We start from the raw sequence: 13,359 nt of genomic DNA on the forward strand, positions 1-13,359 counted from the left end.
CGCACGGTCCAGGACTGTTCGTCCAGGACGAGCACCCGGCGGCCGGTAACGGGAACCGGTGCGGTGCGGCCGGGCGAGCTGGCCGGCCGCGACCCCACGACGACGGAAGAGGGCCCTCAGCACCATGGCTGAGAGACCCTCTCCGCGTCCGCGTACCCGATCGTCTACTGGGTCAGCTCGGCGACCAGCTCGGCGGTGAGCCGGCCCCGGGACTCGTCCGGCTCCGGCGCCGCGAGCGTGCCCCGGGCGGCCCGGGCGTCCGTCGCCGGGGCCGGCGGATCGGCCGGCCGGCGCCAGTGCCAGTCGGTGACCTCCTGGTACGCGGCCACGACCGACAACAACCGCTCCTCCCCGTACGGCAGGCCGCCGAGGATGGTGCCGATCGGTACCCCGGCCGAGGTGAACCCGATCGGGAAGCCGATCTCCGGCAGCCCGAGGATGTCGAACGGCACCGGACCGGTCTGCACCACCACGTCGCAGACGTCGAAGAGCTGGTCCAGCACCCGCTCCAGGAAGAGCAGCTTGGCCCGCTGTCCGGTGAGGAACTCGTTGCCGCCGAGCAGCGCCCCCTGCAACCAGCTTGTCACCGAGACTCCGAAGCCGCGCAGGTCGGTCCGGAGGTACGGCATGAACGGCTCGCTGCGCTCCGGCAGCCGGATGTTGTTGAAGCTGCCGCCGGAGAGCAGGTTCCAGTCCTCCGGCAGGGTCACGTCCACCAGGGTCACGCCGGAGATCTTCGCCAGCTCGGCGAGGAACGCCTGCCGGGCCAGCGCGGTCGCGGACGTGCCGGTGGCGTAGCCGGGGAGTACCCCGATCCGGGTCTTCCAGCGCAGCTTGACCCGCCTGCCGGCGTACACCGGAGTGGCCGCCTCGATCAGCCGGGGGACCGGTGGCAGGCCCTGGCTGCGCGGGTCGGCCGGGTCCTCGCCGGCCATCGCGGTCAGCATGATCGCGGCGTCCCTGGCGTCCCGGGCCAGCGGGCCGGGATGGTCCCGGGTGTAGCTGAGCGGGATGATGCCGTTGCCCGAGACCCGGCCCATGGTCGGCTTGAGGCCGGTCAGGTTCTGCGCGTTCGACGGCGCGGTGATCGAGCCGCCGGTCTGGGTCCCGGTGCCGGCGGTGGCCAGCCGCCCGGCGACCGCCGTGGCGGTACCGGTCGACGAGCCGCCCGGGTCGGTTCCCGGGTTGGTCGGGGTCCAGGCGTTGACCGTGGTGACGATTCCGGCCGGCGTGGTGGCCCGGGTGGTGGCCAGCGGACCCATCTGGGTCTTGCCGAGCACGATCGCCCCGCCCGCCTTGAGCCGGGCCACCGCCGTCGCGTCGAACGGCGGCACGAAGTCCTGGAACAGGTAGGAGTTGGCGGTGGTCGGCACCCCGGCGGTGTAGTAGTTGTCCTTGATCGCCAGCGGGATGCCGTGCAGGGCGCCGGAGCGCCGCTGCCGGGCGGCGGCCCGGGCGGCGGCCAGCGCCGCGTCCGCGAGCACCAGGTTGAACGCCTGGTACGTCCGGTCGTACGCCCCGATCCGCGCCAGGTACGCCTCGACCAGTTCCGCCGGGCTGAGCCGGCCGGCCCGGATCAGCCAGGCCGCCTCGGCGACGGTCAGTTCGGTCGGGTCGGCGAGCGCCTCCGGGCGGGGCCGCCGGTACGCCTCCGGCCGGTCCAGCGCCGGGTTCGGCCTGCCGGTGCCGCCGCCGTGCCCGGCCGGGCCGGTGGCACCGGGGGAGAAGGCGCCGGCCACCCGGGGCAGCGCGACGGTACCGCCGACCGTTCCGGCGGCAGCCAGCGCGGCGGCCCGGGCCAGGAAGGCGCGCCGGTCGACGGCCCGGTCCTGCGGCGCGAAGTTCTCGGTCATCAGCGCCGCCATTCCGTGCTGATCGACGGGTAGAGCATCGGGGCCGCCTGCTGGGACAGTGCCCTGGCGTGCGCCGGGTCGGTCCCGGCCGGGGCCGGCAACTGGTACGCGGCCAGGTCCGCCACGGTGCCCCGGACGAACGAGCGCAGCGAGGCGAGTACGGAGTCCCGACCGGGCGATCCGGTCTCCGGGTCGGCGGCGGTGCCGGGTGGCAGTTGATCGAGGTCGATGCCCAGGCTGGCCAGCCGGGCCCGGATCAGGGTGTTGAGTTCGGCGTCGGTGGGCGGGGTCGGTGCCATGGCGCTCCTCGCGACGATCGGTGCGACTCGGACGGTGCTGCGTCGACCGGGCGGTCCGGTGCTGGTCGTCGGTCTTCCTACCGGGAGTCCCGGGGCGGTCGACCGCCAGCGGTGCCGGACCTTGATCAACTACATCGAGCCTGACTGTCCGGCCGGACGGTATCGAGGTGATAACGGCAAGATCACGCCACGGTGAACTCGCGGCCGGCGGCGTAGACTTTCTGCTCGGGCGCCGCAGGTCGCCCGCGCACGGACCCGGACCAACGCCAGCCGGGAGCACGGCGGTGGCGCGGCGGGAGTAGGCTCGGCGCCGCGCGGTCGCTGACGCCCGCCAACGACGTCCCGGTGTGACGACCCGCCGGTCACCTGACAGCCGCGTGACGTTGGTCAAGACTTCGGCATCCCGAGGGTCCGGCGGGCCGATCCGAGAGAGAGACTAGCCTGATGGCCGTGACACGCCGCGCGAAGATCGTCTGCACGCTTGGTCCCGCGACCTCCTCACCGGAGCGCATCCGCGGACTCGTCGAGGCGGGCATGGACGTAGCCCGGCTGAACTTCAGCCACGGCAGCCATGCCGACCACGAGCAGGTCTACCACCTGGTCCGCGAGGCCGCCCGGACCACCGGTCGGGCCGTCGCGGTCCTCGCCGACCTCCAGGGCCCCAAGATCCGGCTCGGCCGGTTCGCCGACGGCCCGCACGAGTGGCGTACCGGCGACTCGGTGGTGATCACCGGTGACCTCGTCCTCGGCACCCGGGACCGGGTCTCCTGCACCTACGAGAAGCTGCCGGCCGAGGTGAAGCCGGGTGACCGGCTGCTGATCGACGACGGCCGGGTGGCGGTCGAGGTCAGTGAGGTGCACGGCAACGACATCCGGGTGCTGGTTACCGAGGGCGGCGCCGTCTCCAACAACAAGGGCGTCTCGCTGCCCAACGTCGCGGTCAGCGTGCCGGCGATGTCGGACAAGGACGCCGAGGACCTGCGCTTCGCGCTCGGGCTCGGTGTCGACATGGTGGCGATGTCCTTCGTCCGCTCGCCCGACGACATCAAGCTGGCGCACAACATCATGCACGAGGTCGGGGTGCACCGGCCGGTGATGGCGAAGGTGGAGAAGCCGGAGGCGGTGACCCACCTGGAGGCGATCGTCAACGCCTTCGACGGCATCATGGTGGCCCGCGGCGACCTCGGCGTGGAGCTGCCGCTCGACCAGGTGCCGCTGGTGCAGAAGCGGGCCGTGCAGCTCTGCCGGGAGAACGCCAAGCCGGTCATCGTGGCCACCCAGATGCTCGACTCCATGATCGAGAATTCCCGGCCGACCCGCGCCGAGGCGTCGGACGTCGCCAACGCGGTGCTGGACGGCGCCGACGCGGTGATGCTCTCCGGCGAGACCAGCGTCGGTAAGTACCCGGTGCTCACGGTCAGCACGATGGCCAAGATCGTCACCACCACCGAGTCCGGGTCGATCGGCGTGCCCCGGCTCCAGCACGACCCGCGTACCCACGGTGGGGCGCTGACCGTCGCCGCCTCGCAGATCGCCAAGGCGATCGGCGCGAAGGCGCTGGTCGCCTTCTCGCAGACCGGTGACACCGTGCGGCGGCTCTCCCGGCTGCACTGCGACCTGCCGCTGCTCGCCTTCACCCCGGTCCCCGAGGTCCGCGACCTGCTCGCCCTCTCCTGGGGTGTGCAGACCTTCCTGATGCCGTTCGTGCAGCACACCGACGACATGTTCCGGCAGGTCGACCAGGCGCTGATCGGGCTCAGCCACGCCAACCCGGGCGACTACGTGGTGATCGTCGCCGGTACCCCGTCCGGCACCCCCGGCTCGACCAACACGCTGCGGGTGCACCAGCTCGGCTCGCTGGTCGACCCGGCGACGGTGGCGCGGACCGGGCAGTGAGTCCGGACGGCCCCGGCGAGGTCGTCGTCGGGCAGGCGGCGGTCGACCAGCTACTGGAGGTACTCGATCTCCGCCAGCTCGACGAGATGACCTTCCGGGGCATGAGCCCTCCGGTCGGCCCGCAACGGGTCTACGGCGGCCAGGTCGCCGGCCAGGCCCTGGTCGCGGCCGGCCGGACGGTCGACCCGGGCCGGTTCGTGCACTCCCTGCACGGCTATTTCGTCCGGCCCGGCGACCCGGCCGAGCCGATCGAATACCAGGTGGAGAACATCCGGGACGGCCGCTCCTTCTCGGTACGCCGCTCGGTCGCGCTCCAGCACGGCAAGCCGATCTTCTTCATGTCGGCCTCCTTCCACCACGAGGAGGAGGGGCTCGACCATCACGCTCCGGCACCGGTCGACGTGCCGGCGCCGGAGGCGCTGCCGACCATGGCCGACCGGCTGGCCCGCTATCCGGAGCGGCTCGGCATCTGGGCGATGATCCCCCGCCCGATCGACGTCCGCTACGTCGGCGAGCCCGGCTGGGTACGCCCCGGCGACCGGCCCGCCGATCCGCACCAGCGGGTCTGGATGCGGATCGACGGCAAGCTGCCGGACGACCCGCTGCTGCACGCCTGCGCGCTCACCTTCGCCTCCGACATGACGCTGCTCGACTCGGTCCTCTCGGTGCACGGCGAGGTGTGGGGGCCGGGCGGGCTGGTCGGAGCCAGCCTCGACCATGCGCTCTGGTTCCACCGCCGGTTCCGGGCCGACGAGTGGTTCCTCTACGACTGCTGGAGTCCGTCCGCCTCGGGCGGCCGGGGGCTCGCCACCGGCCGGATGTTCACGGTCGACGGCCGGCAGATCGCCAGCGCGGTGCAGGAAGGGCTGCTCCGCCGGGTCGGGGCCTGACCGGGCCGGTTAACCTTTCCGACATGCGTCTCTCTGCCCGGGTCGACTACGCGCTGCGCGCCGTTGCCGAAATCGCCGCACGCGCGGAGGAGGGCGGGCTGGAACCACGTCCGGTGGCCGCCGGCCGGTCCCGCGCCGCCCGGGCCGCCGACGCCGGGCCGAACCGGCGTCCGGCGCCGCTGACCGCCGAGCAGATCGCCCGGGCCCAGGACATCCCGCCGAAGTTCCTGGAGAGCATCCTGCTGCAACTGCGCCGGGGCGGCATCGTGCACGCCCAGCGTGGCCCCGAGGGTGGCTACTGGCTGGCCCGCCCGGCCCCCGAGATCTCGCTGGCCGAGATCATCCGGGTGATCGACGGCCCGCTGGCCAACATCCGGGGGCAGCGCCCGGAGGATCTCGGCTACGCCGGTGCGGCGCGGGCCCTCCAGGAGGTCTGGATCGCGCTGCGGGCCAGCGAGCGGGAGATCCTGGAGTTGGTCACCGTCGCCGACGTGGCGAACGGCAAGCTGCCGGACCGGGTCCGGGAGCTTGCCGCCGACCCGGCCGCCTGGACCTGACCCGGCCGAATCGTACCGCCAGCCGCCCTCGGTGCCGACGCGTCGAGACAGAACCCCTTTCGACCTGGACAGCGCGGGCCATGCGCCCCGACTTCCGGCTGCCGCCGTGATGGACCGCAAGGGGAGGTCGAAAGGGTTCAATGGACTTGAGTCTCCAGCGGCTGGAAGGTTGATGCTCGTCCCGTGAACGACCGGTTCCGGCGGAGCCCTTCCGGGCGTGTGCCGGGCGGCGGTCCGCAGCTTCGCCGACCGCCGCCCGGCGCGGCTCAGCCCCGCCGCTCCGGCAGCGCCGCCGCGATCTCGCCGATCAGCCGCCAGGTCTGCGCCACGTGCTCCTCCCGGGTGTACGGCGAACCCGGCACCAGCCGCAGCGTGTAGCGGCCGCCCACCCGGGTGTGCGTCAGGTACGCCCGGCCGGTGGCGTTCACCCGGTCCAGCAGTTCGGCGTTCGCCCCGTCGTCGGCGGCACCGTCGGAGGTGGACCGCAGCCGGAAGCAGACCAGCGCGAACGGGCTCGGCGCGACCAGCTCGAACCGCTGGTCGGCCCGGACCCGGTCGGCGAACCGCTCGGCCAGCGCTACGGTGTCCCGGATGTGTGCGCGCAGCCCCTCGGCGCCGTACCAGCGGAGCACGAACCAGAGTTTCAGGGCCCGGAACCGCCGCCCGAGCGGTACCTGCCAGTCGCGGTAGTCGAGCACCTCGCCGGACTCGGTCGCGGCGTTGCGCAGGTACTCCGGCAGCACGGTCAGCGCCTCGACCAGTTCCGCCCGGTCCGCCACCCAGAACGCGTCGCAGTCGAAGCCGGTCAGCAGCCACTTGTGCGGGTCGAAGCAGTACGAGTCGGCGTACTCCAGCCCGGCGTGGGTGTGCCGCAGTTCCGGGCAGACCGCGGCGGCTCCGGCGTACGCGGCGTCGACGTGCAGCCAGAGGCCGTACTCCCGGCACAGCTCGCCGATCGCCGGGATCGGGTCGACCGCGTTGGTGGAGGTGGTGCCGATCGTCGCCACCACCGCCGCCGAGACCAGCCCGGTCGCCAGATCCGCCTCGATCGCGGTACGCAGCGCCGCCGGATCCATCGCCAGGGTCTCCGGATCGACCCCGACCGTACGCAGCCCCGCGTCGCCGAGCCCGGCGATCCGGGCCGCCTTCTCGATCGCCGAGTGTCCCTGCGTGGAGGTGTAGACCCGGTACGCCCGCTCCACCCCGTGCCCCCGCCACCGCCCGGCACCGGCCCGGTGCAGCGCGGCCAGTACGGCGATCAGGATCGCCGAGGAGGCGGAGTCCTGGATCACGCCGCCGCCGGAGCCGCTGGAGCGGAACCGCGCCGGCAGGTCGAGCAGTTCCGCCAGCCAGTCCAGCACCACCGTCTCGACCTCGGTGCAGGCCGGGCTGGTGGACCAGAGCATGCCCTGCACGCCGAGGCCGGCGCCGACCAGGTCGCCCAGCACGCTGGGCCCGGAGGTGTTCGCCGGGAAGTAGCCGAAGAACCGCGGATGCTGCCAGTGGGTGAGGCCGGGCGCGATCACCGTGTCCAGGTCGGCGAGGAGCCGGTCGAACGGCTCACCCCGCTCGGGCGGGCCGGCCGGCAGCCGGGCGGCGACCGTGCCGGGTGGATCGGCCGAGGTGACCGGGCGCCGGTCCAGTGTGGACCAGTAGTCGGCGATCCAGTCGACGACCTGGTGCCCGTGTCGCCGGAACTCGTCCGGGGTCATGTGGTTGGCCATGTCCCCGAGTCGACCAGCCCGGCCGTTGCCGATCAAGAAGCCGGGCGGCCGGGAAGCCGCTGGATGTGGTCAGGCGGCCGGCGAGCCGGTGGGTACCCGACGGGACCGGACCCGGTCCGGCGGCGGCGCGGCTGCCGTGCTGGCCCGGACGGTCAGCCGGGGTGGCAGCAGGGTGCCCTCCGGGACCGGCTCGTCCTCCAGCTTGCGCATCAGCAGCGACACCGCCTGCCGGCCCACCTCCTCAGCCGGGATCAGCACCGAGGTCAGCGCCGGACTGGCCCGCTCGGCGACCTCGTCCGGGCAGATCGCCACCACCGAGATCTCCTCGGGCACCCGCCGGCCCAGCGTCGGCAGCGCGGCGAGCACCTGGCCGACCGCCGCCTCGTTGTGCACCACCAGTGCCGACAGGTCCGGCGCTCGGGCCAGCAGCCCGGCCACCTCCTGGACGACCGCCTCGAAGTTCTCCTCGCACGGCTGGGCGATCGCCGCGATCCCGTGCCGCTGCGCGGTCTCGGCGAACCCGGCCCGGGTGCGGTGGGCGAAGCCGGTGTCCCGGTCGTAGACCACCGCCGGGGCGCCGAGCAGCGCGATCGTGCGGTGGCCGAGCCCGGCCAGGTGCTCGACACAGACCTGACCGGCCCGATAGAAGTCCAGGTCCACGCAGGTGAGTCCGGACGGGTCGGCCGGAAAGCCGATCAGCACGCTGGGCCGTTCCAGGTCGCGCAGCAGCGGCACCCGGGGGTCGTGCATCTCGACGTCCATCAGCACGATGCCGTCGACCATCGCGCTGGCGGCGATCCGGCGCAGCCCGGCCGGGCCCTCGTCGGCGGTCATCAGCAGTACGTCGTGGTCGAACTGCCGGGCCGTGGTCACCACGGCGGTGGCGAACTGCATGAGCACCGGCAGGTGCATGCCGGAGCGCAGCGGCAGCACCAGGGCGATCACGTTGGCCCGCCTGCTGGCCAGCGCCCGGGCCCCGGCGTTCGGGTGGTAGCCCAGGCCGCGCACGCTGGCGAGTACCCGCTCCCGGGTGGATGCCGAGATGGCGCGCTTGCCGCTGAGCACGTACGACACGGTGCTGACCGCGACCCCGGCGTGCCGGGCCACGTCGGCGATGGTCACCATGTCCGCACGCTTGGCGGAGCCTCCGGTGGACTGCCCGGGCGTCGGTCGCGAGGTGGGGCGCGACGATTCGGACACTAGGCGCCTCCAGTTCCCGTCCCGGTCCGGTCGCCGTCGACGCCGGCCGTGAAGGTCAACCAACTCACCGTAGCGCCGGGGGCGTCGAACAGCACATACAGGTCCCGTACCCCGGTCGCCGCACCGTGCCAGTGGCCGGTCACCTCCCGGGCCGGCTGCCGGTCCGGGGTGGCGGCCCCGTCCGGCGGCGCACCGGCGCCCGGGTCGCCGGCGCCGGTGGGTGGGACGGCGATGGTTCCGGCGACCGGGCCCCGGACCGGATCGTCCAGCCGGAGCACGAGTTCGGCGCCGTCCGGCAGCGGTCGCCGGCCACCCACCCGGGCGGCCACGCCGCGTACCCCGGCACCGAAGTCGACCCGGGAGAACCGGATCCAGCCGCCGGCCTCCCGGGCGACCACGGCGGCACCGTCCGGTCCGTCGGGCAGCGGCTCGGTGCCGGCGTACTCGTCGTGGTCGGCCGCCCACAGTGGACCGTCCAGCGGCTGGCGGGGGCGCACCGGCTCGCCGTGCACCGCCAGGGTGGTGGTCAGCACCAGGTCGGCACTGGACCGTCCGACCGCGACGGTGTGCCGGGCGTCCTCCACCACGTACCGGCCCCGGGTCACGTCCCAGTGCGCCAACTCGCTGGCGCGCAACCGGAGCCGTACCGTGGTCTGCGCGCCCGGGGCCAGGCTCACCCGGGCGAAGCCGCGGAGCTGGCGCAGCGGCTGCTTCACCCGGGACCGCCGCTGCCGGGTGTAGAGCTGGACCACCTCGTCGCCCGGTCGCGAACCGACGTTGGCCACCCGCACGCTGACCTCGATCTCTCCGGCCGCGTCCACCTCGTCCGCGCTCAGCCGCAGGTCAGAGTAGGCGAATTCGGCGTAGCTCAGCCCGTGGCCGAACGGGTAGAGCGGAGTGCCCCGATGGTAGAGGTACGTAGTGTCAGTGGCTATCACGTCGTAGTCGAACAGGTCGGGCAGCTCGGCCGCGTCGTGGTACCAGGTCTGGGTCAACCGGCCACCCGGATCGGCGTCCCCGGCGAGTACGGCCGCCAGCGCGGCGCCGTACTCCTGGCCGCCGTGCGCCGACCACAGGATCGCCGGCAGATGCTCGTCGGCCCAGTTCAACGCGTACGGATAGCTGCTGCTGACCACCAGCACGGTACGGGGGTTGGCCGCGTACACCGCCCGGAGCAGTGCCTCCTGAGCGCTCGGCAGCGCCAGGTCGGCCCGGTCCTCGGTCTCCCGGCCGCAGACCATCGGGTGGTTACCGAGCACCACCACGGCGACGTCGGCGTCCCGGGCCAGCGCCGCCGCCTCGGCCGCACCGTCGGCGATGAGCTCGACGGTGAAGCCGGTGCCGTCGGCGGCGTCCAGCGCGTCGGCCCGGAGCACGCCGTCCGGGCCGACCCGGACGTACCGCCGGCTGGCCAGGTGGAGCAGTACCCGGTCGCCGGCCTCCCGGTCGACCAGCCGGAACGTCTCCCGGACCACCCAGCCGCCCGGGCCCGGGCGGTCGTTGACCAGCGGACCACCCTCCTCGCCGGCGCCGACGTGCCGGCCGTTGGCCACGCTGCGCAGCGCGACGACGTCCTGGCCCCAGTCGAAGACCTCGAACCAGCCGTCTCGCGGCGCTGTCCCGGCCCCACCCGCCGCCGCCCCGCCGCCGTCCGCCGCCCTGCCGCCGCCGTCCGCCGGCCCGACTCCGCCGTCCGAGGCGGCGCCGTCCGGCACCGTCCCCGGGCGGACCTGGTCGACCCGCAGGGCGCCGCCCTCCGGATCACCGGCGGCCCGGACGTAGCCGTCGGCCGTCCGCAGCGCGATCCGGTCCGCACCGCTGTGCTGCGTCGTGCTCGCCGGGGCGAACCGGGCGGCCAGGCCGTCGCGGGCGGTGATCGCGTACGGCAGGGTGCCGCTGTACCAGTCCTCGTAGAGCGCGTCGGCCAGCGGCCCGAGTACGGCCAGCCGGCCGATCCGGCCCGGGTCCAGCGGCAGCAGTGCCCCGGTGCCGGGCCGGGCCACGTTGCGGAGTAGCACCAGCGCCTGCCGGGCGGCCTCCCGGGCCAGCTCCTGGTGTGCCGAGCAGTTGATCACGTCCGAGGTGATCGCGGTGTAGGGGTTCCGCTCGGGCGGGTCGAAGTCGCCGAGCCGGAACCGGATGGTGAGGATCCGCCGGACCGCCGTGTCCAGGTCGGACTCGTCGAACAGCCCGCGCCGCAGCGCCTCGGTCAGCCGCTCGATCGTCGGCCCGGTGTCCTCGGTGTCCTCGGTGAAGCTGTCGATGCCGGCCCGCAGCGCGGCGGCGTAACCGCTGGGGTGGTCAGGGTGGTAGCCCTGGGCGCCGGCGATGTTGGAGATGGCACCGGCGTCGCTGACCACCAGGATCTCGTCGCTGGTCCAGCGGCGCAGTTCGCTGCCGATCAGCGGGCTCAGGTGCGCCGGCCGACCGTTGACCAGGTTGTAGGACGCCATCACGGCCACCGCCGCGCCGGTGGCGATGGGCGCCCGGAACGCGGGCAGCTCGTATTCGTACAGCACCCGGGGCGGCAGGTTGCTCGACGTGGTGCACCGGTCGGTCTCGTTGTTGTAGCCGAGGAAGTGCTTCAACGTCGGCGCGGTCTTCAGGTAGTCGGGGTGGTCGCCGCGCAATCCCCGGGCGTACGCGGTGCCGAGCCAACTGGTCAGCCACGGATCCTCGGCGTAGCCCTCCTCGTTGCGGCCCCACCGGGGGTCGCGGAGCGGGTTGACCACCGGCGCCCAGACGTTCAGCCCGACCCGGGTCGGGTCCTTGTGGTGCAGGCCCCGCACCTCGTCGCCGACCGCCGCGCCGACGGCCCGGATCAGTTCCGGGTTCCAGGTGCTGCCCAGACCGAGCGCCTGCGGGAAGACGGTGGCCGGGCCGAGCCAGGCCAGCCCGTGCAACGCCTCGGTGCCGGTGCGGAACGCCGGCAGCCCGAGCCGGGGCACCGGAGCCTGGTGCTGGTGCAGCAACGCGATCTTCTCCGCCCGGCTGAGTCGGCCGAGCAGGTCGGCGACCCGTACGTCGAGCGGCTGGTCAGGGTCGCGGAACGTCGTGTCGGTCATGGTCGATCACCTTCCATGATCTTCGACTAGCGCTGCGGCGGTGGAGACCGGGGTGGTGGCGACAGTCGAAGCGCTTCGAGCAAGCGGGACGGGATGGAGCGGCGGGTGCCCGGTCGTCAGCCCGGGAAGCTCGAAGCGCTTCGACGACCGGGGAAAAAGTACTCCACCGTGGATAGCGGTTTCCCGCTGGTCACGAGGGAGCATTTCGAGGCTTCCACCAGCCGTCGTACCGGTCAAGGGGTTGCGCCGAACGGATTGGTGGGTATCGGTTTCCAGCGGCTGCCGGACCGACCGGTCATGCCGGCGCGGCTGCTCGGGACGGTACGGGTCGGTGCGGTCCCCGACGGCTCCGCGCCCGGGGTGGCCTGTCGCCGTGGATGCGGTCGTCCGGTGTGGTCGGTCCGGTCAGCGCTGCCCGGCGGGTTGCCGGGGCGCGTCGGAGGGCCGTGGATCCGCCGGAGACGCCTGCGGGCCGGACGTGGCCGTCTCGGCGCTCGCCTCCGGCTCCGGATCGCCGGGTGTGCTGCTGGATCGGGTGGGCGTCTTCCGGGAGACCCGGGCGGCCGGGCCGGGATCCCGGGCGGTGCCCCGGGCCGGGTCACGCAGCGGTAGCCGGCCGGCGTCGACGGTCTCCAGGGTCCGGGCCGCCCCGCCGGCCGCCGCCGCGCCGGTGCCGAGGGCCGAGGCGAGCAGCCGGGCCCCGCCGGCCTCCGCCGCCAGCGTGTGGGCGTGCAGTTCGGCCTCGGCGGCGGGGAGCAGCCACGGCGCCAGCGTGGCGAAGTAGCCGCCGAGCAGCACGACCTCGGGATTGACCAGGTTCGCCAGCAGGGCAACGGCCCGGCCCAGGTGCCGGCCGGTCTCGGCGAGCGCGTCGAGGGTGGCCCGGTCACCCCGGCGGGCCTTCGTCCGGATCCGGTCCACCTCGGGGGCGAAGTCGGTGACCGGGCCGTCCTCGGCGGCGTCCGGCAGTGCCCGCCGGATCAACGCCGGGATGCCGGCCACCACCTCCAGGCAGCCGCGTCGGCCGCACGGGCAGAGCGGACCGTCCGCGACGACCGGCACGTGTCCCAGCTCGCCGGCGAACCCGCGCCCGCCGCGCAGCAGCCGGCCGTCGGCCACCACGCCCGCGCCGAGCCCGGCGCCGCCGGTCAGGTGCACCAGGTTGGCGGTGCCGGCGTACGGGCCGTGCCGGTATTCGGCGAGGGCGGCGAGGTTGGCGTCGTTGTCCACCACCACCTCGTAGTCGGGATCGCGCAGGGCGCGCCGCAGGTCGGCGCCGAGCGGGAGGTCGCGCCAGCCGAGCGTGGTGGCGAGCCGGACGGTACCGCTGGGGTCCACCAGGCCGGGGACGGCGACGGTGAGGCCGAGCACCTCGCGCCCCTGGTTGCCGACCCGGTTGACGGCCCGGCCGGCGAGCGCCGCGATGGCGCTGACCGCCCGGCCGGGGGAGGCGGACGAGCCGTCGAAGGCGCGCCGCCAGGAGAGGAGTTCGGTGCCGGCCAGGTCGACGGCGACCACGGTCAGCTCGTCGATGCTCACCTCGATGCCGATCGCCGCGTACGGGGCGCCGTCGACCACCAGCATGGTCGCGGGGCGGCCGATCCGGTTCTCGGCCAGGCCGGTCTCCCGGACCAGGCGCCGGTCGAGCAGTTCGGCGACCAGGCTGGAGACGGTCGCCTTGTTCAGCCCGGTCGAGGCGGCGATGTCAGCGCGGGAACAGGGTGCGTGTGCCCGGACGAAGCGCAGCACGACGGCGAGGTTCGTGGCCCGTACGTCGGCGAGATCGGCCGGCTGTGGCCCGGTCTGCGTCGTGAACAAGATCAGCCCCGCTCCTCGCGTCGGTCTCCGGGCCCGGTGTCGCGCCGGTTGCCGACG

Annotated in this window: 9 protein-coding genes; 3 read left to right on the forward strand and 6 right to left on the reverse strand. The window is 73.9% G+C overall.

All coding sequences use genetic code 11. The annotated features are described in order from the left end of the window. Positions 1-164 precede the first annotated feature (164 nt). A complete protein-coding gene (locus ACQEVC_RS20375; protein ID WP_432879805.1) occupies positions 165-1,853 on the reverse strand; it encodes an amidase in 1,689 nt (562 codons plus the stop codon). Next, positions 1,853-2,152: a hypothetical protein gene (locus ACQEVC_RS20380; RefSeq protein WP_432879806.1), complete on the reverse strand. Its 300-nt coding sequence runs from the start codon at positions 2,150-2,152 to the stop codon at positions 1,853-1,855. The genes ACQEVC_RS20375 and ACQEVC_RS20380 overlap by 1 nt, the downstream gene beginning before the upstream one ends. A 444-nt stretch (positions 2,153-2,596) precedes the next feature. On the opposite strand from ACQEVC_RS20380, the gene pyk reads away from it, so the two are divergent. The 3 genes from pyk to ACQEVC_RS20395 are packed head-to-tail and all read left to right on the forward strand — an operon-like array spanning position 2,597 to position 5,495. Further along, positions 2,597-4,048, forward strand: coding sequence for a pyruvate kinase (gene pyk / locus ACQEVC_RS20385; protein WP_432879809.1), 1,452 nt, complete (start codon positions 2,597-2,599; stop codon positions 4,046-4,048). After that, positions 4,045-4,938, forward strand: a complete 894-nt coding sequence (locus ACQEVC_RS20390) for an acyl-CoA thioesterase (protein WP_432879812.1) — start codon at positions 4,045-4,047, stop codon at positions 4,936-4,938. The genes pyk and ACQEVC_RS20390 overlap by 4 nt, the downstream gene beginning before the upstream one ends. Positions 4,939-4,961: 23 nt before the next feature. Beyond that, positions 4,962-5,495, forward strand: coding sequence for an RrF2 family transcriptional regulator (locus tag ACQEVC_RS20395; RefSeq protein WP_432879815.1), 534 nt, complete (start codon positions 4,962-4,964; stop codon positions 5,493-5,495). 266 nt (positions 5,496-5,761) lie between these two features. Here the strand turns inward: ACQEVC_RS20395 and ACQEVC_RS20400 are convergent, their stop codons facing one another. The 4 genes from ACQEVC_RS20400 to ACQEVC_RS20415 all read right to left on the reverse strand — a co-directional run bounded on the left by ACQEVC_RS20400 (position 5,762) and on the right by ACQEVC_RS20415 (position 13,302). Then, positions 5,762-7,219, reverse strand: coding sequence for a pyridoxal-dependent decarboxylase (locus ACQEVC_RS20400; RefSeq protein WP_432879818.1), 1,458 nt, complete (start codon positions 7,217-7,219; stop codon positions 5,762-5,764). Positions 7,220-7,288: 69 nt separating this feature from the next. Continuing rightward, a complete protein-coding gene (locus ACQEVC_RS20405; RefSeq protein ID WP_432879821.1) occupies positions 7,289-8,344 on the reverse strand; it encodes a LacI family DNA-binding transcriptional regulator in 1,056 nt (351 codons plus the stop codon). Positions 8,345-8,418: 74 nt separating this feature from the next. Next, complete coding sequence (locus ACQEVC_RS20410; RefSeq protein WP_432879824.1) at positions 8,419-11,484, reverse strand: glycoside hydrolase family 3 C-terminal domain-containing protein; 3,066 nt, start codon at positions 11,482-11,484, stop codon at positions 8,419-8,421. Between the two features lie 405 nt (positions 11,485-11,889). Further along, on the reverse strand, positions 11,890-13,302 hold the full coding sequence (locus ACQEVC_RS20415) for an ROK family protein (protein WP_432879826.1): 1,413 nt from the start codon (positions 13,300-13,302) through the stop codon (positions 11,890-11,892). Positions 13,303-13,359: the final 57 nt, after the last annotated feature.

This window comes from Plantactinospora sp. CA-294935 (genome assembly GCF_050936445.1).
Classification (GTDB): Bacteria; Actinomycetota; Actinomycetes; order Mycobacteriales; family Micromonosporaceae; genus Plantactinospora.